This is a genomic window from Meiothermus sp. Pnk-1, from assembly GCF_003226535.1.
Lineage (GTDB): Bacteria > Deinococcota > Deinococci > Deinococcales > Thermaceae > Allomeiothermus.
The window spans coordinates 148,239-172,223 of sequence record NZ_QKOB01000004.1 but is presented as its reverse complement, the minus strand read 5'-3'; the positions used below and the strand labels follow the sequence as shown (position 1 = coordinate 172,223).

The window sequence follows — 23,985 nt, the reverse complement described above, 5'->3', positions numbered from 1 at the left end:
CGCTTGTCTAACCATGCACACGATTCTTACCCACGGGTATAGGTTTAGGCACACAGAGGCGGCAACGAATGCCGAAGGGAGTGAGCTATGCTGGTAAGATTGTTGCTCTTAGTAATTATGGTTCTAGGCACGCTGGGATTAGCCCAAAGCAAACCCAAGGTTGGGCTGGTGACCATCAACCTCCAGGCCCTCTTTTTCAATCAGGTTAATGACGGGGCTAAGAAAGCTGCGGCTGAGAAGGGTGTCGACCTGGTTATCGTAGATGGACAGAACGACCCCGCCAAGCAAGTTCGTGCCATCGAAACATTTGTGGCTCAGAAAGTTGGGGCCATCATCGTCCTGGCTATCGATGTCAATGGCATAAGACCTGCCGTGGAAGCTGCGCAGAAAGCCAAGATACCTGTCATAGCCATCGACGCCAAAGTAGCGGTACCGCCCGCGAGTACCTTCATCGGTGTCGACAACTATAAAGCGGGTGTGGAAATTGGAGAGTGGCTGGTCAAATACGTTCGAGATAAGATGGGCGGCAAAGCCAACGTAGGCATTGTGGGTGCCCTTAACTCTTTCATTCAGAATCAACGACGAGACGGCTTCCTCAAAGCCCTTCAAGAAGCTCCTGGTATCCGTGTGGTAGCCACCGTCGACGGCCAGAATGTTCAGGAAATCGCCCTCAGTGCTGCTGAAAACCTCATTACTGCGAATCGCAATCTAGACTTCGTTTACGCCACCGGTGAACCCGCTTTGATTGGGGTAATTGCAGCGGTACAGTCTCAGAAGGTGACAGATCGGGTCAAGGTGGTGGGATGGGATCTCACCAAGCAGGCCATCGAGGGATTGGATAAGGGGTATGTGCTAGCTGTGGTTCAGCAAGATCCCTACCAGGAGGGCTATCAGGCAGTGCTCAATGCACTCAAGCTTATTGCCGGTGAAAAAATTCCCGCTGAAATCTTAATACCCACTACCATCGTCACAAAGGAGAATGTAGACAAGTACCGGGCTCTCTTCAAGTAAGTTCTGACAGGGGGTGGGTGGATAACTCCCACCCCCCATTCGGTTTGCTAAGAGATACCATGAACCAGATTCCTTTGCTGGAAGCCAGAAATATTGAGAAGCGATTTGGTGCTATACAGGCCCTTAGGGGTGTGAGCCTGCATCTAAATCGCGGCGAGGTGTTGGGGATTATCGGTGATAACGGCGCAGGTAAATCTACTTTTCTGAAAATTCTCAGCGGAGCTGTAGTTCCGGATAAGGGACAGTTATACCTGGAGGGAAACCCCGTCACTTTTCGATCTCCGCAGGATGCCCGGCAACAGGGCATCGAGATGGTCTACCAAGACCTTTCGCTGTGTGACACGCTCGATGTTGCTACCAACCTCTTCCTGGGCCGTGAGCCTACCCGCCAGTTCCTGAGGATATCGATTCTGGATCGCAATACTCTTCATCAAAAAGCTGAAAAAATCCTCTACGAACTACACATTCGCATTCCATCTACACGGCTCATGGTGGAAAATCTCTCGGGCGGTCAGCGCCAGGCCATCGCCATCGGCCGGGCCATTTCCTTCCAGCCAAAGGTGCTGATCCTGGACGAGCCCACCTCGGCGTTGGCAGCCAGGGAAGTGGAGGAGGTACTCAGCCTCACGCGCAGGCTGGCCTCCGCAGGGGTGGGGGTAGTCTTTGTTAGCCACCGCCTCCACGATGTACTTCAAGTCTGTGACCGCCTTGTGGTGCTGTACGAAGGCCGCAACATAGCTGAACGAAAGGCTAAAGAGACCAGTATCCCAGAAATTATCAAGCTGATCGAGGGCGTGGCTGCGCCCGAGGGGACCCGTTGACTCTTAGGAGAGGAGATGAATCGCATGAATTCCGGGCCTGGTAAGCAGGACACCACAGCCGTGGGAACGCTGAAGGGCGGGCCTCTAGCTTACCAGACTACCTTGTTTCTGGTGTTCCTGGCTGTGTTCATCTTGGCAGCGTTCCTGGTGCCCAACTTCATCACGCCAGAGAATCTCCTGAACGTGTTGCGGCAAGCGGCTCCTACCATGATCGTGGCCGCAGCCATGACTCTGGTGATTACCCTGGCAGGCATCGATCTTTCGGTGGGCTCCGGACTAGCAGTGGTAGCGGTGCTTTCAGCCATGGCACTCGCAGCAGGATGGCCGGTCTGGCTGGTTCTACCCGCTATGGCGATTCTGGGGGTTCTAATCGGCGCAATCAATGGTTACTTCATTAGCTACCAGGGGATTCCTGCCTTCATCGTGACCCTGGCGGCTTTATCAATTCTCCGCGGTCTAGCCTTGCTGCTGACCCAGGGTTACTCGATTCCCATCGATCCTGAAAGCCCCTTCCTGGCGTTGGGGCGAGGATGGGTACTGGGCATACCAGTGCCGGTGGTCATCGCAGCTATAGCAGTGTTGGCTGCCCACGGTATCCTGGAATGGACCCGATTTGGGGTGTATATCAAGGGAATTGGTAGCAACATGGAAGCCGTGCGCCGTTCTGGCGTAAACGTACGCCAAGTCATTCTGCTGGTTTATGTGCTCAGTGGGCTGGCGGTGGCGGTAAGTGGAATGGTCACTGCAGCACGGCTGGCTTCCGGCAGCTCATATACAGGAGTGGGGTTTGAACTCCAGGCTATCGCCGCCGTGATTATTGGGGGTACCAGTTTATTCGGTGGTAAGGGTAGCGTGGTGGGTACGATTTTAGGTGCTCTCTTCCTCGCCACCATTGGCAATGTACTGATCCTCAAGGGGATTTCTCCCTTTTACGAACAGATCATTGGCGGCACTGTGATTCTGCTGGCTATCTGGCTCAATCGTCGACTGAGTGGAGCGGGCAGTGGCCGGGGGAGGGATTGAGATGGCTTCAGTACAAACGGTAACTGGCCCAGTAGACGCTAATACCCTAGGTGTCACATTGCTCCATGAGCACCTATTGATCGACGCCCGTCGGTACTGGCGCAACCCACAAGAAGCCAGCCGCATTCACCTGGCACACCAGCCAGTCTCTGCAGAGATATTGCACGAACTGCGCCAGGACCCCTTCGTCAATCTGGACAATTGCGGTTTATTCGATGAGGAAGTGGCCTCTGAGGAGGTAATGCAGTTCAAGCTACTTGGAGGTAGGACTGTGGTGGATGCGACCTCGGCAAACATCGGTCGTGATCCATTAGCCCTGCGGCGCATCGCAGAGCGCACCGGCCTCCAGATTGTCATGGGGGCCGGATATTACCTGGAGCGTACCCATCCGGATTGGATTCGGTCAGCCACAGTCGAAGATCTGGCAGCACGAATAATAGCTGATGTGCTGGAGGGTGCGGAGGGTACGGAGATCAAGGCCGGTCACATTGGTGAAATCGGCATCAGCAAGGACTTCACCTCTCAGGAGGAGAAGGTGCTGCGTGCAGCGGCCCGCGCCCAGCGGCAGACTCAAGTAGCACTGAGCGTGCACCTGCCAGGTTGGGAGCGGCTGGCTCACCGAGTACTGGACGTAGTCGCAGAGGAGGGTGGTGACCTCAACCGGGTTGTCCTCAATCACATGAACCCCAGCGGCACCGATTTGGAATACCAGATGGCGCTGGCGGATCGCGGAGCCTACCTGTCCTACGACATGATCGGCATGGACTACTACTATGCCGACCAAGACGCACAGAGTCCTTCGGACGAGGAGAATGCCAGAGCCATTGTTGGTCTAGTCCGGGCAGGCTACGGTCACAAGGTCGTGCTCAGTCAGGATGTATTCATCAAGATGATGCTGACGCGCTATGGAGGCAACGGCTACGCCTACATCCTGCGCCACTTTGTCCCACGCTTAAAGCGGCATGGGTTGAGCAGAAAGGAGATCGATCAACTACTAATAGAAAACCCTCGTCGGGTGCTAGCTGGGACATAGGTACTGCATTGTTCTACTGCCGCTAATCGCAGCGGTAAAAACAGGGGTACAGGTATGGCCGGAGTGTATAAACCCAAGGAGGATGCCCTGCTGACAATCTTCGGCAGAAAGAAAGTTGTCATTGGGGTGATTCACATGCGGCCGCTGCCGGGCTCTCCGGAGTATACCGGGGAACCGGTGGAAACCATTTACCAAGCTGCACTTCAGGATGCTCTCAGTTACCGCAGCGGTGGGGTTGACGGGCTGATCCTGGAGAACCACGGGGATATCCCCTTTGTCAAGCCTGATGAGATTGGTCACGAGACCTCGGCGGTGATGGCTGTAGCTGCCCGCAAGATTCGAGAGACTGTGGACCTGCCCATGGGTATCAATGTCCTAGCCAACGCGGCCATCCCAGCACTGGCGGTCGCTCATGCCGCAGGCTGCGCTTTCATCCGAGTTAACCAGTGGGCCAATGCTTATGTGGCCAACGAAGGGTTGGTCGAGGGAGCAGCGGCCCGGGCCATGCGATATCGAGCCCGCATTGGGGCAAAGGCAGTGCGCATTTTTGCCGATGCTCATGTAAAGCATGGCTCCCATGCTATTGTGGCCGATCGCAGTGTGCCAGAGTTAGCCAGGGATGTAGAGTTCTTCGCAGCTGACGCAGTTATCGCTACCGGCCAACGCACCGGTGACGCTCCGGTGATTGAAGAGATCCAGGCTATCCGCAGCGGTTCCCAGTTGCCGCTGCTGGTGGGTAGCGGGGTGGACGAGGTTAATGTGGCCGAGATCCTGCCGCTGGTCGATGGAATCATCATCGCCAGCGCTCTCAAAGAAGAGGGGGTCTGGTGGAATCCGGTTTCGGAGGCTAGAGTTCGCCGCTTCATGGAGATTGTCCGGGTATCAAGAGGAGATTAGCCCATGGTGGGTCGAACCCTCTTTGTGGGTTACGCCAACGTAGACGTAATCGTACGACTACGGGGGCCTGTGGAGCGGGGCGGACGCCTTACGGTCGAGCGGATCCACAAGCTGCCTGGAGGCATGGCGGCCAACGCGGCCTGCGCAGCCGCTGCGGTGGGCAGCCAGGCGGTTTTCTGCGGCCTGGTAGGTGGAGACTCCTTCGGCGAGCTTCTTCTTACAGACTTTCGCCGCTTTGGGGTAGAACTCTGTCCGGCGGCTGTAACGGCTCCGTACACGACGACCTGCGTGATTCTGGTCTACCCCGACGGAGAGCGCTTCATCGTCAGTGAGCCCTCTAACTTCGATAGTGGGCCGTTGCGGCAATACCTCACCCAAGCCGGAGACCGGCTCAGGGGTGGAGTCCTCTACGTCGACGGCTACCACCTGGGGATGATCGCAGAGGAGCTGCGCCTGGCCAGAGCGCTGGGTCTCCGAATATTCTGCGATCTGGACGGGGGGCCGGACACCTACACGCCGGATGAACTGCTGGCTCACCTGGTTCAGGTTGACGTGGCCCTTGTCAACCGGGCGGTGCTGGCCAACCTGTTTGAGGATCTAGCTCCCGAGAAGGGTTGCCAGCAGCTATTGAGTCAGGTTGGTGTGGTAATCCTTACCCAGGGAGCGGAGAGGGTTCGCCTTTTCACCCCTTCAGAAAGCCGGGATTTTCCGGTACCTCCTGTCGGGTGCGTCTTGGATACCATAGGCGCAGGGGATGTGTTCTCTGGAGTTTTTGTAGCCTACTGGGCTGCTGAAAAGTCTATCGAAGCTTCTATTGAAGCGGCAACAAAGGCCGCGGCAGTCTCGGTGCAGTACCAGGGAGCCCGCGGCGGACTGGAGGCGATCCGGCAGGCTTTTGAGGGCTCAGCTTGAGGTCCAGGATTGGAATCGGTGGGGGAAGTAGATGCACGAACTGACATTAGCCGAGGGCGAGGGCTTTGGCGAGCTCAGGGCGCGGGGCTATAGGTTGCGGTTCACCCAGTGGATGCGTATGAACGCGGAGCGGGCATGGGCGCAGTGTGTCCGTCACCGCTTTATGCGTGAAATGACTGAGGGCACGCTGTCGGAATGGGCTTTCAAACGCTACTTGGTACAGGAATACGCTTTCGTTCAGGCCTGCTCCGGTGTGCTGGGCTATGCCATTGCCAAGGCTCCAGGGGTTCCGCAACGCCACCGCTTCGCCGGAATGGCCCTTGATCTGACCGGGGTGCAGACCCGTTACTTCCAGAGGGTGTTGAAGCGCTACGGCCTTTCACCCGACGCGGTGACCTCAGAGAGCGTCTCTGGTACGCCCCGCGCATTCGCCGAATGGATGCTGCAGAATGGGGCACACAGCAGCTATGTGGAGATCTTGGCTGCTCTTATCGGGGCAGAGTGGATGTACTACACCTGGTGCCAGGTTGGAGCTAAACGCCTGCCTGCCAAACCCGCCTATGCATACTGGATCAGGTTGCACGCGGGAGGGGCCTTCAAGAAAAACGTCTTCTGGATGCTAAAGCAGCTAGATCAGCTGGGCCCAGTCCATCCTGAGGAAGTTCAGCAGCGACTGGCCCGTATTTTCCGAGAGGTGCTGGAGTGGGAGATCGCTTTTCACGACGCGGTATATATCGAGTAAACAGAATACGGCTGTGTCGCCGAGTTTCACTCCTAAGGTTGAGGGTGTTCCCGCTAGCCGAGGCTCGGCGCTGCCTCACTACGGGGGGTTGTCTGGGTGTTTCTCCTAAGTCGATCTGAGATAATTTGCGCTGCCTTAAGGACAAGCTCCTTGTGCTTCTCTTCTTGTGAGGCGTCCAGCCGGGAAAGAGGACCGGAAACGCAGATGGCGCAGGTTACTGAGCCATCCGGGTTATGGATGGGAGCGGCTACGCTGAAGGCTCCGGGATCAAAGTCTTCTCTGGCAGTGTAAACTCCCTCAGCGCGAATCCGCCGCAGTATCTGACGGATTCTTTCCGGATCAACAAGGGTCTTAGGGGTAACTTTTTTAAGCGGTTGCGAGAGAATACGTTCAATGAACGTGGGATCAGAATAAGCTAAAATGACCATCCCTGTGCCCCCTACAGTGAGGGGATCAATCTGGCCAATTGGTGCAAAGGTTCGTAGGGGCTGTGGTGATTCTCGCATATCTACGATAAACCGCACATCCCCCCTTCTCTCAACTAGGTGGACGCTCTCTTGGCTTTCTGTCATTAGCCAATCCAGCACATCTCGGGATAAGGCTACAATCGGCATTGATCGCTCTGCTAGGTGACCTATATAGAGGCCACGGTATCCCAGGCGATAGGCCTGGCCTTCCTTAATTACGTAGCCCAGATGTTCTAGGGTCGTTAGCAGACGAAAAGCCTGGCTTTTGGTCATCTTTTTGGCTTTTGCCAGTGAAGAAACACTTTGCCACGGGTTCTCGGCCACCTCCTCTAAAAGCTGCATCGCTGCTACTACGGACTGGACGATGTACTGCTCCTTTTTGTTAGAGTCCAAAATCTTCTTCATAGACTTCCTCGTAATGGTTTGCTTGACAACCTTCGACGCTTAACCCTAGACTACTCTATATCACAATACGATATAGCGTTTCGTTAGACGAAACAAACCCTGGAGTATCTCTTTAGATTCAGAGAGGAAAACGTGATAAAAGTTTTGAAAGAAGTAAACATCGTGGATGTGGAGGCTAGCACCCTGATCGAGGGTCAAGCGATAGTTATCGAGAACGGCCGGATCGTAGACGTTACCCGCAGCCCAGTAGGGGGAGAGGCTATTTCCTTTAGGGGGGCATTTCTATGCCCGGGTCTGGTGGATGCCCATGTGCACTTGGTATGGGAAGGGCAGCCCGATCCTAATAGCTTTAGCCTGCGCGAGTCTGTGGCTATGACCGCTTATCGTGCAGCACGTAGCGCGTGGCGTAACCTAGAGGGCGGAGTGACCACCGTACGGGACGTTGGTGGACCTCATGGGATCTCTATCGCATTAGCGGAGGCAATCGAGCAAGGGATTAGCCAAGGAGCTCGAGTGCTGGCAGCTGGATCACCAGTAGTACAGACAGGCGGACATGTCTACAGCATTAGCGAGGAAGCCGATGGTCCAGATGAGGTGCGCAAGGCGGTACGGCGCCAGATTAAGGCCGGAGCCCACCTCATCAAGCTAATGTGCTCGGGCGGGGCCTACACTCGAGGAGAGTCGATTCATGCTACCCAGCTCACCCCAGCAGAGATTCGAGCGGCAGTAGAAGAGGCGAAGGCCGCTGAGCGACGCGTTGCTGCACACGCTCTACCCGAGCAAGCCATCCAGAACGCCCTTGAAGCCGGGGTCACTACTGTCGAGCATGCCGCGCTGCTCAGCAAGCGTAACCTCGATGCATTCTGCACAACAGGTGCTTTCATGGTTCCCACCTTGGCTCCTTACTACTTGATGGCGACCCGTGGACGCGAAATGGGGGTGCCAGACTATGCCGTAGTCAAATCCGAGCAGGTGATGGAGCATTACCCTACCTCTCTTCAAATGGCTTTCGCTGCCGGGGTGCGTATTGCCTTAGGGACCGATGCTGGTTCGCCGGGTATCCCGCATCCCACAGTACCCTTTGAGGCTTGGCTCTGGCAGAGTCTTGCCAATATCCCGGCCCCGGCGATCTTGCGGGCGGCCACGTTAGGAGCGGCTGAAGCAGTAGGGCTCGAGCAGGAGATCGGTCGCATTCAACAGGGTTACTGGGCTGATTTTGTGGTCTATCGTTCTAACCCTTTGGAGGATATCACCGTACTGCATCATCCCGAGGCAATTTTCCAGAGGGGGGCACAGGTGGCAGGCGGCGGCACCGTCTGGTCCAAAACTCTACTGGGCTAAAAAGGGGGTCAGGAGATGAGGGTTTATAGGCGTTCGAAGTTTCTTACTTTGGTGACCTTGGCTGCGCTAGGCTCGATAGCGCTCGCGCAGGAGAACGAGTTTCGTATCGGTGCACTTACTCCTCTCACAGGGGCAGGCAGCCCTTATGGTCCTGGCATGCTCGCAGCCATTAAGCTAGCTGTTGAAGAGATCAACCAGGCTGGGGGGGTGCTGGGCAAAAAGGTGGTGGTAATCAGCGAAGACGATCAGACCGACCCCGAAGCTGCGGTACGGGCGGCTAAGAAACTGATCGAGGTCAATCGGGTGTCTGCCATCATCGGAACCTGGTCCAGTGGTGTAACTATGGCGGTCCTGCCCCTGACGACCAAAGCTGGAATTATTGAGATGAACACCTCTGGAGCACCCGAGATTTCTAAAATTGGGAAGGAGACTGGACTAGTCTATCGTACCCAGGCTTCGAACACTCTCTTCGGGGTGGTTTTCTCCAAGGTAGCCTTGAAAGAGGGTTTCAAGAGGGCGGCCACCATGGCTTTCAACAACCCCTCAGGCCTCGGCAACACACAGGAGTTTGCTAAGAACTTTGTGGCTGCTGGTGGCGTCATCACTGCCTCGGTGGTGTACGAGGGAGGTCGGACTACGTACCGCTCCGAGCTGGAGAAGGCCCTTAGTTCCAAGCCAGAGGTTATAGTGATGGGCTCCTATTTGCCAGACACCACTATAATTCTCAAGGAATGGTACCAGCTAAACGAACCTATGCATTTTATCGCCCCTGCCTGGGCAGTGAACGATCGACTGATCAAATCAGTGGGTGCAGAGGTGGCGGAAGGGGTCTACGCAGTCGATGCCGTACCTAACTTTGGTTCAAAGAGCTATGCGCGCTTCGCCGAGGCGTACCAGAAAGCTACCGGGCAAAAAGTAACTGAGAACCCTTACTCAGCCATGGTTTACGACGCTACTACCGTGCTAGCCCTAGCTATCGAGGCTGCAAAAAGTACAGACCCTGCTGTCTTTAAGAAGTACATACGAGATGTCTCTGGCCCTCCTGGCCAAAGGGTATACAGTTTTGCAGAAGGAGTGACAGCACTTAAGAGTGGTAAAGCCATCAACTACGAAGGAGCGAGCAGCGCAATTGACTTCGACGAGTCAGGAGACGTGCGTCCGGCCTTTGGCGTTTACAAGGTGGAAAAAGGCAAAATTAATCTCAAGTACATCATCAAGCCCTAATACAGGTTGTTTCCATGGTGCTTCAGGCTATCGCAAACGGCGTGGTTGAAGGTTCAGTGATTGCCCTAGTCGCCTTGGGATTAACCGTAGTCTTCGCAGTTTCTCGCCTGCTTAACGTAGCCCATGGCGACTACCTCACGTTTGGCGCCTATGCGACATTCTGGGCATCTCAGGGTCTGAAGCTTACCGTACCTCTAGCTGCGCTTGTAGGAGTGGTGGCTACTATTGTCCTGGGCCTTTTCTTCCACCAATTGGTCTTCAGGAAACTCATCCGTTCCAGCATTGCTGCTTTGGTGGCTTCTATTGGGATTGCACTCCTCGTACGCCACGCGATTATCTTCATAGCAGGTACTGGGCAGCAAACCTATGACCTGCCTCTGTACCGAGCCTGGCGTATTGGCGATTTGCGCATTATTCCAACAGACTTGGCAGTCGTTGCTATAAGCCTGTCGGCAATTACTCTGGTTCACCTCCTGTTGAGGTACACCGGTTTGGGACGTGAGATGCGGGCTGTGGCGGATAATCCCGAGCTAGCTCGAGTCAGCGGTATCCGCGCCAGCCGAGTCTACGTGACGATGTGGGTAGTGGCCCTGGCGCTTGCCGCTTTGGCTGGAATGCTGCTGGGGGCACGAACAGTTATTCAGCCCTATCTGGGCTGGGACGTACTAATCCCGGCGTTCGCTGCCGCAATCCTGGGGGGCTTGGGCAACCCCTATGGGGCTATCTTAGGAGCGCTGGTTATCGGCATCAGTCAAGATCTAGCAGTATTATGGGTTAGCGAAACCTACAAGTCAGCAATTGCATTCGTCATCCTAGCATTGATGCTGCTCTACAAACCAACAGGATTGCTAGGCCGCAAGGAGGCGGTGCGGTGATCGCCTACCTTAGCGCCATGCTTATCCTGGGATGTATCTATGCTTTGATGGCCTTGGGTTTGAACCTGCACTATGGGTATACAGGACTGGTCAACTTCGGCCACGTGGCCTTCTTCGCCATCGGAGCCTACACCTCTGCTCTCGTGACCACTGCCCTGGGACTTCCCATCCCTATGGGGTTTGCGTTGGCGTTGCTTGCCGCTGGGATTGCTGCCTATCCGCTCGGTCTGGTGAGTCTGCGCCTACGCACAGACTATTTGGCCATTGTAACCCTCGGCTTTAGCGAAGTAATCCGCGCCATTCTGGTCAACGAAGCCTGGCTTACCCGAGGAACCCATGGCATCAGCAACATTCCTCGCCCGTTCAGTCAGTTGCCCACCGGGGCTAATGAACTGGCTTACTTGGGCCTGATGTCTGGGTTACTCGTGATTATCTATCTAGCCATCGAACGACTGGGTCGCGCACCTTTCGGCCGGACGCTTAGAGCGATTCGTGAGAACGAGGAAGCCGCTGTGAGTCTGGGCAAGACTATTGCTAACTTTAAAATGCGTTCTTTTATGATTGGAGCTGCCATAGCTGGCTTGGCTGGCGCAGCTTACGCGCACTACATCAACTACGTTGTTCCCGACCAGTTTATCCCTCTAGTCACCTTCTACATATGGGTGGCAATGATCCTGGGGGGTGCAGGCTCGAATAAGGGGGTGGTGCTGGGAACACTGTTGCTGCTCGTATTCCTCGAGGGCACCCGCTTTGTCAAGGATTTCGTGCCCCTCTTCACCGACGTTCAACTCGCTGCTTTGCGCTTCATGGTGGTGGGGGTCGCGTTGATCCTGTTGATGCTGTATCGGCCCCAGGGGATCTGGGGAAGAAAGGAAATCTAAGGTGGTTCTCGAGGCCCGTGGTATATGGAAGAGTTTCGACGGGGTTCAGGTTCTCCGCGACGCATGGATTGAGGTCGAACAAGGGCAAATCGTCGGCCTGATCGGTCCCAATGGGGCGGGGAAGTCCACTTTCCTCGCGGTGCTGAGCAAGTTTATTACCCCTGACCATGGCCGAATCGTATTCCAGCAGCACGACATCAGTCGAACGCCTCCTGACAAGCTTGCCCGCATGGGTATGAGCCGCACTTTCCAGGTGCCTAGGGAGTTTGGAGAGCTCACCGTATTGGAGAACCTGCTGGTCGCAGCCAAGTCTCAAGCGGGAGAGAGCATATGGAACGCCTGGTTTCGATTCGGGTTAGTAAACCAGCAGGAGAAGGAGCTTTCCGCGCAAGCACGGAACATCTTGCAGTTCCTCAAGCTCGATGCTATGTGCGATCTACCCGCCAAGCGACTTTCCGGAGGGCAAAAGAAGCTCTTGGAGCTAGGGCGTATCCTGATGCTTGAGCCTCAACTCCTCCTTTTGGATGAGCCCTTCGCCGGGGTCAACCCGGCTTTGATCGACCAGCTTATAGAACAGCTCCTGGAATTGCGCAGGCGCGGCCTGACTCTTTTAGTGGTAGAGCACAATATGTATGCGATAAATGCCCTAAGTGATGTGGTCTATGTGATGGTGGATGGCAGTATCCTCACTCGCAACGAACCTCAAGAGATCCGTAAAGATGCTCGAGTACTAGAAGCCTACCTGGGGAGTTATTGATGCCACATTTACTGGAGATCCAGGAGCTCGTGTGCGGCTACGGCGACGCTGATATCCTTCACGGGGTAAGCCTCAACGTTAATGAGGGAGAGGTAGTCACTATCATCGGCCCTAACGGAGCAGGAAAGTCTACCGTCCTAAAGGCCGTCATGGGCCTTCTGAAGGTCCGTGGTGGTGATATCCGGTTCTATGGGGCCTCGCTGCTCGGACAGCCTACCGAGCTGCTTATTGACCAGGGCATTGCCTACGTACCACAGGTCAATAACGTCTTCCCCTCCTTAACCGTATATGAGAACCTGCTGCTCTTTGGCCGCAAAATGAGGGGCGATATTAAGGCGCAGTTTGGACGTGTGCTGAATATGTTTCCTACTCTAAAGCCCAAGCTATCGATGCGGGCAGGTCTGCTCTCGGGAGGGGAGCGCCAGATGCTAGCCTTCGCCCGGGCACTCGTAACAGCTCCGGCTTTAATTCTCCTGGATGAGCCGACCGCAGCCCTTTCGCCTCTACTGGCTAAGCAAATCTTTCAGAAGATTCTGGATATCCGCGTTGGGGGCACCGCGATCTTGTTGGTGGAGCAAAATGTCCGTCGCGCCCTGGAGATCAGTGACCGCGCCTACGTTCTGGACACGGGGAGAAATGCCTTGAGCGGTAGCGGCCAAGACCTTTTGGCTCACCCGGCAATGGGCGAGCTTTACCTGGGAGGTACCGTCCACAGCGTGTAAAAACGATGATGCAAGGAACCATTGATATCAACGCGGATCTAGGTGAGGCCTGGGGCGTATATCCTGGACCTCAGCAAGTCTGGCGGGCCAATTGGGAGCGAGGTGAAAAGAACTTGGCTCCGGATGATCCCCTGACTGGTCCAGACCTCAACAGCATCTTGGAATCGATATCCTCGGCCAACCTGGCCTGTGGGTTTCATGCTGGAGACCCTTTTTCCCTTAAGCGCTATATAGAAGCGTGCCTCGCACGGGGGGTAGCAATTGGAGCTCACCCCGCCTACCCGGATTCAGCCGGCTTCGGCAACCGCTCAATGAGCCTTTGCTTCGACGATCTGTTGGCCGTGCTGCAGTACCAGATCGCAGCTTTGGATGGGCTCGTGCGCATGCTGGGCGGGCGGCTGAATCACGTTAAGCTGCACGGTGCTCTCTATCACGATGCACACGCCAAGCTGGAGGTTGCCGAGGCGGTTGGCATAGCGGTGGCCCAATATAATCCAGAGCTTTTTGTCTTCGGCCTGCCCGAAAGCCCTCTACAAGCGACGTGTAAAGCCCGGGGGCTTCCCTTCTGCCGCGAGGGGTTTCCAGACCGCGCCTACCTGCCCGACGGGCGGTTGCAACCGCGCTCCCAGCCTGAAGCGGTAATTGCGAAGCCGGAAGAGGTAGCCAGGCGGGGAATGGCCATGGTGGTAGAGGGCCGGGTGCAGACCATCAGTGGCAGTTTCTACGCGCTTAGGGTCGATACTCTCTGTATCCATCCAGATACATCCAAGGCCGCCCTGGCGTGCCGATGGTTGCGGCGCGCCCTCGAGGCCTCCAAAATCTCGGTGGGGGCTCCACAGCGGGAGAGAACCGATGGCTGAATTACCATTGGTGATCCATGGTGCTAGGGTATTTGACGGTGAGCGCGAGTTGCCGGGGATTTACACAATAGTGGTGCAGGGGACGCGCATTGAACAAGTGTTTCCGTCATCTCAGGCACCGGAAGCACTTCTCCAAAGCGTACGCCAGACAGGGCGGCTCTACGAAGCCGAGGATTCGACCTTGTTACCTGGACTGATCGACTTACATATACATTTGGTATGGGATGGTAGCACCGATCCTGTCAGCACTTTGCTCCTTCAGAAGCCCGAGGAAACGCTGCTTTGGGCTGCTGGAGTAGCTGAGAAATACGTGCGCAGGGGCATCACTACCGTTCGGGATTTGGGATCGAGCGGGGATGCAGCCATCCACGTAGCAGTTGCCATAGAGCGTGGCTGGATCACAGGTCCACGGATAATCGCCTCGGGGCGAACTCTCATCATGACCGGGGGGCACGACCCCTTTTGGGGAATCATGGTGGACGGACCCGATGAAGCACTCAAGGCCGTGCGGACCCAAATCTTTGCTGGGGCTGGGGTCATCAAGGTTTCAGCCTCAGGGGGGGTATATGGCCGTGCAAGGGGTGAACAGGTAGAAAACAGTGAGCTTCGGCTGGATGAACTCAAAGCGATTGTGGAGGAGGCTCACCGTTTAGGGTTGAAGGTGGCAGCCCATGCCATCTCAGAGTCGAGCATTGCCAACTGCCTCGAAGCCGGTGTCGATACCATTGAACATGGACATTTCCTTACCCAAGAGCAGGCTGAAGTTATGGTAGCCAAAGGGAGTGCTCTGGTACCGACCCTCTATGTCTATCGGAGGATTGCTGAGGCAGAGGGAATTCCTGCATATGCTCGAGCAAAAGCCAGAAACATTGTCGAACAGCATAGACGTGCTGTACTCATGGCACGAGAAAAGGGACTGCTGGTTGGTGCAGGCTCCGATGCAGGATCGCCACTGACCCCTCACCCTTCGCTGATAGAAGAGATAGCATGCCTGGTGGATGCTGGCTTTACGCCGGAGGAGGCTCTAAGGGCAGCCACGGGAAGTGCAGCCAAAATCTTGGGACTTGAGGGAGAGATTGGCTCGATAAAACCAGGTCTGCGGGCAGATCTGATGCTGGTGAGAGGGAGGCCCCTACACGACCTTTCCCATCTAGGGGCGGTAATCTTGGTCGTTCAGAACGGCCAGATTCGCTATAGGGAAGATCAGAGGGCTGATTCGTACTCTGGGAATTAATCAAAAAACGTGATACGCGACCCACATTCCGCACCCCTCCTCCCCCTGCGTTAGGATTTTGGGATGGAAGACCTACAGGTGTACGACCTCGGCCACCTGGGCCTGGTAGCCGGCATCGTGGACCGTATTGGGCTGGTCCCCCTGGTGGACGAACGGATAGGCCCCCGCCTGGGAGAAAAGGTGAGCACGGGGGTGGCCCTCAAGGCCGCCATCCTGAACGCTCTGGGCTTTGTCACCTCCCCCCTCTACCTCTTCGGCCACTACTGGGAGGGTAAACCCACGGAGTGGCTCCTGGGGGAGGGCGTCACTCCCGAGCTTTTGAACGACGACCGTATGGGCCGGATGCTGGACAGCCTCTACGAGGCGGGGGTCACCGAGGTGTTCCTGGAGGTGGCCAAGAGGGCCCGCCAGGCCTTTCCCTTCCCGGTGCGGGCCCTGCATGTGGACGCCACCCGCTTTCACGTGCACGGGCGGTACGAGGGGACGGAGGAAGAGGCCGGGGCTATCCGCATCACCCACGGCTACAGCCGGGACCACCGCCCCGACCTCCAGCAGTGGGTGATGAACCTGGTCTGCGCCGACACCGGGGGGATACCGCTGCTCTTTGCCCCCGGGGATGGAAACCAGTCAGATCAGGAGGCCCTGGTGCCTCTATTAGCCCGCTACCGCCAGAGCCTGGAGCTAGGGGCGGTGGGGGTGCTGGACGGGGCGAACTACACCCGGGAGAACCTCAGGGCCCTAGAGGGGTTCTCCTGGGTCCTGCGGGTCCCCGCCACCTTGCGGGAGGCCCGGGCCCTCCTGGAGGGGGAGTTTCCTGAGGCAGCCTGGATCCCTCTTCTCCCGGGGTACCGGGGGTGGAGGTGGAGAGGGCGTACGGGGGAGTGAGGCAGCGCTGGCTCCTCTTGGAGAGCCAGGAGCGGGCCAGGGCGGAGGAGGAAGGCCTCTGGCGGCGGGTGGCGCGGGCGGAGGGGGAAGCCCGGAAGGCCCTGGGGAGGCTTTTAGCCCGGGAGTTCTCTTGCGAGGCGGACGCCTGGAAGGCCCTGGAGGGGGTGAGCCGGGGGCTTCCCTACCACCGCCTGGTGTACCTGGGGGTGCGGGAGGAAAGGCGGCGGGGGAGGGTGGGGCGTCCGAGGAAGGGGGAGGCCCCGGTGGCGGTGCACTACCGTCTCCTGGCCCGCTTGGAGGTGGACGAGGGGAAGCTGGAGCGGGCGAGGCGGGGGCTGGGGCGCTTCCTCCTGGCCACGGACGTCCTAGACCGGGAGGCCCTGCCGGCCGGGGAGGTGCTGGGGCGGTACAAGGACCAGGCCCGGACGGTGGAGCGGGGGTTCCGTTTTCTAAAAGACCCCCTGTTCTTCACGGGGAGCACCTTCCTGAAGCGGCCCGAGCGGGTGATGGCCCTGGGGATGGTGATGGCCCTGGCCCTTTTGGTGTACGCCCTGGGGGAGTGGGAGCTGCGGCAGCGGCTTGAAGAAACGGCATCCAGCCTGCCGAACCAGAAGGGCAAGCCTACCCAAAGACCCACCCTGCGCTGGGTCTTCCAGCTCTTCATCTGGGTGCGCCTGGCCTGGCTGGACGACCGGCCCCTGGTGCTGAACCTGGCCCCCCATCACGAAACCGCGGTGCGCCTGCTGGGGGCACAGCGATATTACCTCCTGGGGTAAGGGGGGTGCGGAATGTGGGCTTGCCCTTCAGGTAAAGCAACAAGATGGCCGGGATGGAGATATGAGGTAGCACACGAAGGAAGGAATTTTGCGCATTAGCGCTAGAGGCTGAGCAGTTCTGCAATGGCTCGCGCCAGCACAGTCCTAGCTAGAATTACCGGCCGTCGAAGCTTTTTGCGAACAACTTGGCGCATGACCTCGGTATAGCCGAGGCAGTCCATCACCACTAAGTCGGCCTTCCAGGCCGCCAGCCGCTCTGCGGCCTCGCGAATCTGTCGAGCGCTGTCGGGCGTGTAGGGGTTGACTGGGGCCACCTCAAGATCGGCCAGTCCAGCTCTAGCCCAGCGCCGGTGTTGATCAGCCATCTGGCCTGCTTCCGGAGTGAGGATTCCTACGCGGCTACCCTGGCTGACAGCGGCTACGAAGTGCATGAGTAGGCGCTCGGGGTAAAGCACCGGGGCTCCAACGCTAAAGGGCGGGAATGAGCCAGTACACAGCAGCCCTATCAAATCTACGCCCTCCTCAGCAAGCTGCTCTACGCAGGCCCTGACCTTAGGAAGCAGGTCGGTCTTCCCTACCACCACCCCCTGGCCATCCCGCAATCGGGTGACCAGCAGACTACCTCTGGGGTCTCGAGCAAGCCCGGCGAGTTCCTCTGGGCTCAAGCCATCCAGCGCCCCCCGCTCGATGATCTCCACACCCGGCAGCAAAGGTCGCAGGTCTGGCACTAGGTCATCTCGAGGGGATTGACCAATCGTGATTAAGCCAATTCTCACGTTTTTTGACTCCCCAAGGTCTGCAGTTGACGCATCTCGCCGTAAAGTGCCACCAACCGATCGAACTCGCCCGGGTCGTAGAAGCGGGCCAGACCTGCGCCAAAGTCCTTAGCCACCTCCAGAGCAAATCGGGCAGCCAGAGCAATATCTACCTCGTGACTGGCTCCCGTAGCGCTGCCAGCCACTACGGTCTGTGCGGTGATCGGCACCCCCACCACAGGCGCAGAGGTGGACGTGGCCGGTTGCATTAGGCTGTTGATGTGGTAAACCCCGTTGCCGTAGGGGGTGATGTCGGCCATGGAGAGGGGAAGCACCGCCGGTAGTTCCCCGGTCACCCGCTCAAGAATCCCCAACAGGTCAGGGCTTGGGCGCAGGAGCCAGCCTTCCTTGGCAGTGGGTGTGATGGCGATGCCTTTGCGGTTCAAAATGCGGTTACCCCGAGTAGTGTCGATGCTGAGAATGGCGTCCATCTGCGGGTCTACCTCGTAGCGGTTCATAGTTAGCATGTCCACTGGCGAACCCATGAAGGGCACTGGTTCATGCGGGATCATGGGTGCATTAGGGCAGACATGAGTAGCTACGATCACATCTCCCTGGAGCCAATCACCCCGGCGAGCCATTTCTGCTAGCTTAAGCCCGGCACTGAGGGCAGCAGCGGCCCCATCGGCATCGGATACCAGGCCCACTTTATGGGGACGGGCCCCAATACCCCCTAAACGCCCGATAATCCCGAGAGTAGGCGATGATCCCCCCTTGATCTTGCCTGCGCTGCCAGGAAAGCGCACCTTTACGAACTCTGTGAACCCCCTATCCCCGGCAACTCTCTGCACCTCCACATGCATTCCGGAGTCCACTGAGCGGAAGAGGGCAGCCACAGCCTCTCCTGAAGCCAAGGGGTCATCCAGTACATCCAATACCTGCAAAACCTGCTTGAGCATCACGCCTCCTGTGTGGTAAGAGAAACACCAAGAGCTGTTTCCACACTTTTGAGCGCGTCAGGTCCACGCACCCCTGTCCCCAAGGGCAGCCGCTCTTTAGATATCCATACCAGTACCACCTCATTCCCGGGCCGCAACTCGGCAGTATTGTACGGAAGCCCATCCTCGGCCCCTAGGGCAAAAATCAAGTCGGGGAAGCTAGCTTTGCGTACCCCTGATATCTCCACAGTCATAAATTCGTTCCAGAAGCGGGTTTCAGCCTCGCCAATTCGGATTTGACCAATATCGTAGCCACCCCTGGTCTCGAGTGCCACTTCTTGAACTATAGCTGGCCCCAAACATTCTCCAGCACCAAAGTACTCGAGGAGGACCTCTGCTAGGCGCATTCCACCCTGGTCCTTATGGGAAAGGATCAACCGGCCCAATTCAATAGCCAATGTAAGGGCCCCCGGAGCCCCGTTCTCACGCACGTAATCAGCAGCCACCGGGTTGCGCGCCACTGCCACCAGCCCACCAGCAGACACGGCGGCCTGCCGGACAACGTGATCCACCGAAGCTAAACTTCCCTCAACATAGAGGCACACTCGGCGCTCAGGGGTTCCACCAACTGCAGTTTGCCGAGCCAGATAACCCGGTAGGCGGTGTAAACCCATGGATCCCATCACCCCTGTGGGGTGGGCCCGGCCATTAGCCGGGGCATCCACCACCGGGATGCCGGTGAGGGCCGACTGCACGAAGCCGTTGGCTGAGGAAGCCCCGCCGTTCTCCGAAGAAATGAGACCGCCAGGCTGAATTCCTGCCCTCTCTATCAGCAACTCGAGGGCCTCCAGGTAATCTGAAACCCGTACGTCTCGCTCGGTAGCGGCCGGAGACCCCACCCCCGAGACCGTCACAACGGTAGCTTCGGGCGGCAGAGCATCCAGGCTCACCAGGTGTGGCCGTCCAATTTCCATGGCCAACTGTAGGTAGCGCAATCCCTCACGCCAGTTCCCACCTCCGCCTGCCCCGAGCACGCCTCCACCTAGAGCCAGGGCTTCTGCTGTCTCCCGGTCAATTACAATCATGGAAATTCCTCCAGATTTCCCTTTCAGCTCAACTCCGCACGTCCAACGCATCACGCAGTGCATCGCCTAGTAGGTTGAAGCCTACTACTACCACGAATATGGCTAGGCCGGGCATGGTGCTGACCCACCAGCCATCGGGCAGATATACCCGACCCCTAGCTACCATGGCTCCCCAGTCCGGCGTGGGTTCTTGTGCACCAATGCCTAGGAAGGACAAGCTGCTTCCCAAGAGGATCACGAAGCTGATGTCTAGCGTAGCCTTGACCACGATAGGAGAGATCATGTTGGGAAGGATATGCCGCAACATGATGACTGAATCTCTCTGTCCCAAGGCCCTTGCCGCGTCTACAAACAGCTCGTTACGAAGTTTGAGAACCTCACCGTAAACCAACCGGGTATACCAAGGCCACCAGGTAAAAGACACCGCAATCATGGCTGTCGCCAGGCTGGGATTGAAAGCCACAGTCACCGCAAGTGCCAAGGCTAGAGGTGGAATAGACAGGAAAATATCGGTCACTCGTAAGATCAGGGCGGCAAGACGACTGCCAGGCCAATATCCAGCTACCAATCCAGTGACAATGCCCACGGTCAAGGCAATACCTAGTACTACTATTACGAAGAGGAGGGCAGGCCGTGTGCCAAAAATCACGCGGGAGAGGATATCACGGCCCACCTCGTCCGTACCGAACCAGTGAGCAACACTGGGAGCTTGCATAGACTGGTCAAAATGCACCACCGCCCCCGCATCTTGGGGATAGGGAGCGACCCAGGGAGCTAGAAGTGCACATATCAGCGTTGCTGTCACGACAACCACACCCACCAGCGAAAGCGGGCTGCGTAAGAATCGCCGGAGTACCCGCGAGGGTACCTTTTGACGAACTGCCTCAGTCATAGCGCACTCTTGGATCCAGCACTCCGTAGAGCAGGTCTACAATCAGATTGGCCAGCATAAAAGCCAACCCGACGATCAGCGTCACCGCTACAACTGCATTGAAGTCTTTAGCCAGAACAGCTGCTGCGCCATAGGCCGAGATCCCCGGCCAGGAAAACACCACCTCCACCAAAAAGGCGTTCTCGATCAAAGAACCAAAGCTCAGGCCCAGCAAGGTGAGTACCGAAGTGAGACTGTTGCGCAGGGCATAGCGCAGCACCAATCTTGAGGTCGGAACACCATATGCTCGGTGCACCAGAACGTACTGCTGTCTGAGCACCTCGATCATGCTAGCCCGGCTCAGCCGAGCCAGCTGAGCTGCGGTAGGAAGGGCAAGGGTCAGGGCGGGAAGAACGAGGTGCCATAGGGAGTCGAAGAATCCCGGTAGGTTCCCAGCCAACAGGGCATCGAGGGTATAGAAGCCTGTTGGCCCATGAATGGGGGCGGCCGCTCGGCCGATGATGGGGAATAGGCCGAGCTTGGAGGCTAGGAAGATCTGGAACAGGATGCCGACCCAAAAACGAGGCAGAGCCACGCCCGAGATCGAGGTCAGCCGTACCAGGTTATCCACCCAGCTGTTCTGATAGAGCGCCGAGAAAATCCCTGCGGTAACCCCCAACAGAATCGAAAAAAGCAGCGATACAGTAACCAGCTCGAGCGTAGCCGGGAGCAATCCCGCGATGTCTGATCCAACTCCGCGCAGGGTGCGTAGGGATACACCGAAATCTCCCCGTACCAAGCCAATCAAGTAGTTGACAAACTGAACCGGCAAGGGCTGGTCCAGGCCTAATTGGTTCCGCAGGGCTGCGACTTGCTCAGCAGTAGCCTCGGGGCCAAGAGCCAAACGCACGGGATCGCCCGGCATCACCCGAGCGATCAAGAATATCAGGACCAAGAGGCCGAGGAGGGTAGGGACCAACTGGACTAATCTTCGGATAGCGAATTCATGGGCACCCACCGTCAGCCCCTCCCCAGTCTGGCTTACCTACTCACGGTGAAATCATAGAAAGCCACATCGTAGCCTAGAAGCCCCACGTAGCGGTAGCCTTTGACGTTATCACGCAAAGCTACGCGGTGCATGGGGTTCGCCACGTAAATACTTGGATAGTCCTTAACGACCAGACCCGTAGCCTGGAGATAGAGTTCCATCTGCTTTTCAGGATCCGTAGCCCGCCGTGCCCGCTCCAGGAGGGCTGTCACAACAGGGTAGCTGTAGCGGCTAATGGTGCGGTAGCTTCCCCAGGCACTCGGGTGGTACATGCCGTAAGTGTGGCTATCCGGATGGGGGTACTTGAGGGTATCAAAAATGGCTGCCAGATCCGGTGTGCTAGACTCGGAAGCTGACATCTCCACAATTCGAGCCCAGGGAAGCTCCTGCAGGTTTAGCTTGATGCCAAGCTGGTTGAGGCTACTTTGTAACAGTAACCCGGCCTGGCGCTGCAAGTTGCCGCCTTCGGGAAAGACATAGTTGAGCTGGATCTGGCCAGGCTTGAAGCCGGAGAGTTGCAGTTCCTTTTTGGCTCCCTCGAGATCGTACTTGTAAGCTACGATCCCATACTTATCCAGATCTTTGCTACTTATATCGTAGGATTCCCAGGCCGCTAAGGGCACCGGACCTCTGGCCTGGAGCGCTCCTTTAAAAATCTGCTTTATGGCGGTGTCGTAATCGAAGGCCATCGCAATGGCCTTGCGCACGTGGATGTTGTTGAGCGGAGTTCGCTGGGTGTTCATCTGGATATGAAAAAGTTGGGCACTGGGCTTCTCATCTACCACGACACCCGGGGCCTTTGCTAGCTGTTCGTAAGTCACAGGGGTACGCCATTGATCAATCATGTCCGCCTGTCCGCTGGTGAGAAGCGTACGCATAGTGGCCTCTTCCTTAACCACGCGGTACACCACCTTCTCTATCTGCCCAGGCTTCCAGCCCCTCCAGTAGTCGGGGAAGCGCTTGAGTTCGAGGATTGTCGAACGCTCGTAGCTGCTGAGCTGGAAGGGTCCTGACCCAGCCTCCGCATTGGTCAGATAGGCCTCGCCGTAGTCGCCGTTATCGCCATAAGGTCCCGCCTTTTTATTAGCTAGCACCAGCTTTTTGTTGACCACGAATAGCTGAGTCAAAGTGGAGAGGAAGGGGGCGAAAGGCTGGGACAACCTAAACTGCACGGTGTTGCGATCCAGGGCCTTGACGTCCTTGGGGTCCAAAAGATTCAGCCACAGCCAGGAGAACCCTTTTTTCAGGGCCAGCATTCGCTGCATCGAGAAAACCACGTCATCGGCCGTGAGTTCAGTTCCATCATGGAATTTGATACCCCTGCGAATCTTGAAAGTATAAGTCCGCCCATCGGGATCTACTTTCCAAGATTCCGCTACATGAGGCCCCGGAGCCATAGAACCCTGTGACACCTTAGGGTAGAGTAGTGGATCGTACAGGTTAATTACACCATGCATTGAACTCTCATCAGTATGCTTGGCGGGGTCGATGGTAGGTATTTCCTGCCCCTCCAGGTAAGTGAACGTGACTTGGGCCTGTACACTCCCTATTAGGACTACCCACACTAGAACGCTAGCCAACCAAAATATCCGTGTCATTCGCATGTCCTCAACACCTCCCTATCTCTGGCCGTTGCTTTGAGGGCTCAATCTTTTCAACTCCCTGGCGATGGCCGACGCCGCTTGTTGTTGAAGAGGTAAAGTCTTATACGCTACTTCGATTGAAAAGCGATCGGCAGGTCCTGCGAGACTCAGTCCAGCCAGCAGGTTATGTGCCTCATCCAGCACAGGAACTCCCAGTGCAGCTACTCCGGGGGTGAGCTGTCCAGCGGTGTAGATGTGCCCATTCTTCCGAATGCTTTTGAGGGTTTCCTGCATCTCGAGCCGTCGGGATTCCTCAGGGATCCAGTACCTTAATATCTCGGCTTGGGTAGATTCGGGGAGGTAGGCGAGCATGATCTGGTTGGAAGCCCCCAGATGTAGAGGGGATTTCTCGCCCACAGTCATGGTCAACCGCAAGGGCTGATTTCCTTCCACCCGGCCCACGCACAAGCAGTAAAACCCCTCTACAACAGTTAGAAAGGCGGTTTCACCCGTAGTTAGGGCTAACTGTTCCAGATAAGGATGAGCGAAGTCGGACAAGAACTGAAATGGCCAGCCCCGAGCAGCCAGTACCCTGATTCTTGACCCCAGGCAGTAGGCCTCAGTCGCGGGCTGTCGATACAGAAAGCCATACGAAACTAGCTTTAGGAGGAGCCGGTGCATGGTTCCCTTAGGAATCTTGAGGGCTCGTGCAAGATCGCTCAACCTCCAACAGGGCTGCTGTTCAAAGGCCAGCAACGTAATCAGGAGCTTATCGAGGGCCCCGGGGTTATCTCCGGACTGAGGGACGGGTTGTTCCACTGAATAGAACATACGTTCTG

The 23,985-nt window shown here is 56.9% G+C and carries 23 protein-coding genes and 2 pseudogenes; 16 read left to right on the top strand and 9 right to left on the bottom strand.

From position 1 onward, the window contains the following. The first annotated feature begins 87 nt into the window (after positions 1 to 87). The 7 genes from DNA98_RS08000 to DNA98_RS07970 are packed head-to-tail and all read left to right on the top strand — an operon-like array spanning position 88 to position 6,439. Positions 88 to 1,011, top strand: coding sequence for a substrate-binding domain-containing protein (locus DNA98_RS08000; RefSeq protein WP_110528762.1), 924 nt, complete (start codon positions 88 to 90; stop codon positions 1,009 to 1,011). 59 nt (positions 1,012 to 1,070) lie between these two features. Next, positions 1,071 to 1,832: an ATP-binding cassette domain-containing protein gene (locus DNA98_RS07995; protein ID WP_110528759.1), complete on the top strand. Its 762-nt coding sequence runs from the start codon at positions 1,071 to 1,073 to the stop codon at positions 1,830 to 1,832. Between the two features lie 15 nt (positions 1,833 to 1,847). Then, positions 1,848 to 2,855, top strand: a complete 1,008-nt coding sequence (locus DNA98_RS07990; RefSeq protein WP_110528757.1) for an ABC transporter permease — start codon at positions 1,848 to 1,850, stop codon at positions 2,853 to 2,855. A gap of 1 nt (position 2,856) precedes the next feature. Next, complete coding sequence (locus DNA98_RS07985; RefSeq protein WP_110528990.1) at positions 2,857 to 3,888, top strand: phosphotriesterase; 1,032 nt, start codon at positions 2,857 to 2,859, stop codon at positions 3,886 to 3,888. Between the two features lie 54 nt (positions 3,889 to 3,942). Then, the gene (locus DNA98_RS07980; RefSeq protein WP_110528754.1) at positions 3,943 to 4,785 is read left to right on the top strand and encodes a BtpA/SgcQ family protein; all 843 of its coding nucleotides are present in this window, start codon (positions 3,943 to 3,945) and stop codon (positions 4,783 to 4,785) included. Positions 4,786 to 4,788: 3 nt separating this feature from the next. Beyond that, on the top strand, positions 4,789 to 5,697 hold the full coding sequence (locus DNA98_RS07975) for a carbohydrate kinase family protein (RefSeq protein ID WP_110528751.1): 909 nt from the start codon (positions 4,789 to 4,791) through the stop codon (positions 5,695 to 5,697). A 31-nt stretch (positions 5,698 to 5,728) separates the two neighbouring features. Next, entirely contained in the window at positions 5,729 to 6,439 is a 711-nt protein-coding gene (locus DNA98_RS07970) for a TenA family protein (RefSeq protein ID WP_110528748.1), read from the top strand. Positions 6,440 to 6,492: 53 nt separating this feature from the next. Here DNA98_RS07970 and DNA98_RS07965 read toward each other — a convergent pair whose 3' ends face one another. Further along, positions 6,493 to 7,311: an IclR family transcriptional regulator gene (locus tag DNA98_RS07965; protein WP_110528745.1), complete on the bottom strand. Its 819-nt coding sequence runs from the start codon at positions 7,309 to 7,311 to the stop codon at positions 6,493 to 6,495. Positions 7,312 to 7,443: 132 nt separating this feature from the next. Here DNA98_RS07965 and DNA98_RS07960 point away from each other — a divergent pair, with 132 nt between their 5' ends. The 9 genes and pseudogenes from DNA98_RS07960 (at position 7,444) to DNA98_RS07920 (ending at position 16,866) form a co-directional block, all read left to right on the top strand. Next, positions 7,444 to 8,652, top strand: coding sequence for an amidohydrolase family protein (locus DNA98_RS07960; RefSeq protein WP_158531625.1), 1,209 nt, complete (start codon positions 7,444 to 7,446; stop codon positions 8,650 to 8,652). A 15-nt stretch (positions 8,653 to 8,667) separates the two neighbouring features. Then, complete coding sequence (locus DNA98_RS07955; protein ID WP_110528739.1) at positions 8,668 to 9,876, top strand: ABC transporter substrate-binding protein; 1,209 nt, start codon at positions 8,668 to 8,670, stop codon at positions 9,874 to 9,876. Between the two features lie 14 nt (positions 9,877 to 9,890). Next, positions 9,891 to 10,751 carry a branched-chain amino acid ABC transporter permease gene (locus DNA98_RS07950; RefSeq protein ID WP_110528736.1) on the top strand — a complete coding sequence of 287 codons (861 nt, stop codon included), beginning with the start codon at positions 9,891 to 9,893 and terminating at the stop codon, positions 10,749 to 10,751. After that, positions 10,748 to 11,632 carry a branched-chain amino acid ABC transporter permease gene (locus DNA98_RS07945; RefSeq protein ID WP_110528734.1) on the top strand — a complete coding sequence of 295 codons (885 nt, stop codon included), beginning with the start codon at positions 10,748 to 10,750 and terminating at the stop codon, positions 11,630 to 11,632. The genes DNA98_RS07950 and DNA98_RS07945 overlap by 4 nt, the downstream gene beginning before the upstream one ends. A 1-nt stretch (position 11,633) precedes the next feature. Next, on the top strand, positions 11,634 to 12,389 hold the full coding sequence (locus DNA98_RS07940; RefSeq protein ID WP_110528731.1) for an ABC transporter ATP-binding protein: 756 nt from the start codon (positions 11,634 to 11,636) through the stop codon (positions 12,387 to 12,389). Then, positions 12,389 to 13,111, top strand: coding sequence for an ABC transporter ATP-binding protein (locus DNA98_RS07935; RefSeq protein WP_110528728.1), 723 nt, complete (start codon positions 12,389 to 12,391; stop codon positions 13,109 to 13,111). Before DNA98_RS07940 ends, DNA98_RS07935 begins: the two co-directional genes overlap by 1 nt. A 5-nt stretch (positions 13,112 to 13,116) precedes the next feature. Further along, the gene (locus DNA98_RS07930) at positions 13,117 to 13,971 is read left to right on the top strand and encodes a 5-oxoprolinase subunit PxpA (protein WP_110528726.1); all 855 of its coding nucleotides are present in this window, start codon (positions 13,117 to 13,119) and stop codon (positions 13,969 to 13,971) included. Continuing rightward, positions 13,964 to 15,205, top strand: coding sequence for an amidohydrolase family protein (locus DNA98_RS07925; RefSeq protein ID WP_110528724.1), 1,242 nt, complete (start codon positions 13,964 to 13,966; stop codon positions 15,203 to 15,205). Before DNA98_RS07930 ends, DNA98_RS07925 begins: the two co-directional genes overlap by 8 nt. A gap of 63 nt (positions 15,206 to 15,268) precedes the next feature. Then, positions 15,269 to 16,866, top strand: a pseudogene (locus DNA98_RS07920) (IS1634 family transposase). Between the two features lie 101 nt (positions 16,867 to 16,967). On the opposite strand, the gene DNA98_RS07915 reads toward DNA98_RS07920, so the two are convergent. The 8 genes and pseudogenes from DNA98_RS07915 to DNA98_RS18505 form a co-directional block, all read right to left on the bottom strand. Then, entirely contained in the window at positions 16,968 to 17,642 is a 675-nt protein-coding gene (locus DNA98_RS07915; protein WP_110528723.1) for an AroM family protein, read from the bottom strand. Beyond that, the gene (locus tag DNA98_RS07910) at positions 17,639 to 18,484 is read right to left on the bottom strand and encodes a DUF1177 domain-containing protein (protein ID WP_233493159.1); all 846 of its coding nucleotides are present in this window, start codon (positions 18,482 to 18,484) and stop codon (positions 17,639 to 17,641) included. Before DNA98_RS07910 ends, DNA98_RS07915 begins: the two co-directional genes overlap by 4 nt. 95 nt (positions 18,485 to 18,579) lie before the next feature. After that, positions 18,580 to 19,644, bottom strand: a complete 1,065-nt coding sequence (locus DNA98_RS07905; RefSeq protein WP_110528987.1) for a DUF917 family protein — start codon at positions 19,642 to 19,644, stop codon at positions 18,580 to 18,582. Between the two features lie 28 nt (positions 19,645 to 19,672). Further along, positions 19,673 to 20,536 carry an ABC transporter permease gene (locus tag DNA98_RS07900; RefSeq protein ID WP_110528719.1) on the bottom strand — a complete coding sequence of 288 codons (864 nt, stop codon included), beginning with the start codon at positions 20,534 to 20,536 and terminating at the stop codon, positions 19,673 to 19,675. Then, positions 20,529 to 21,533 carry an ABC transporter permease gene (locus tag DNA98_RS07895; RefSeq protein WP_110528717.1) on the bottom strand — a complete coding sequence of 335 codons (1,005 nt, stop codon included), beginning with the start codon at positions 21,531 to 21,533 and terminating at the stop codon, positions 20,529 to 20,531. Before DNA98_RS07895 ends, DNA98_RS07900 begins: the two co-directional genes overlap by 8 nt. Before the next feature lie 23 nt (positions 21,534 to 21,556). Then, a complete protein-coding gene (locus DNA98_RS07890) occupies positions 21,557 to 23,020 on the bottom strand; it encodes an ABC transporter substrate-binding protein (protein WP_158531624.1) in 1,464 nt (487 codons plus the stop codon). A 162-nt stretch (positions 23,021 to 23,182) separates the two neighbouring features. Beyond that, the gene (locus DNA98_RS18060; protein ID WP_233493152.1) at positions 23,183 to 23,608 is read right to left on the bottom strand and encodes an IclR family transcriptional regulator C-terminal domain-containing protein; all 426 of its coding nucleotides are present in this window, start codon (positions 23,606 to 23,608) and stop codon (positions 23,183 to 23,185) included. Between the two features lie 177 nt (positions 23,609 to 23,785). Continuing rightward, positions 23,786 to 23,977, bottom strand: a pseudogene (locus DNA98_RS18505) (helix-turn-helix domain-containing protein); the annotation flags it as partial. Positions 23,978 to 23,985 lie beyond the last annotated feature (8 nt).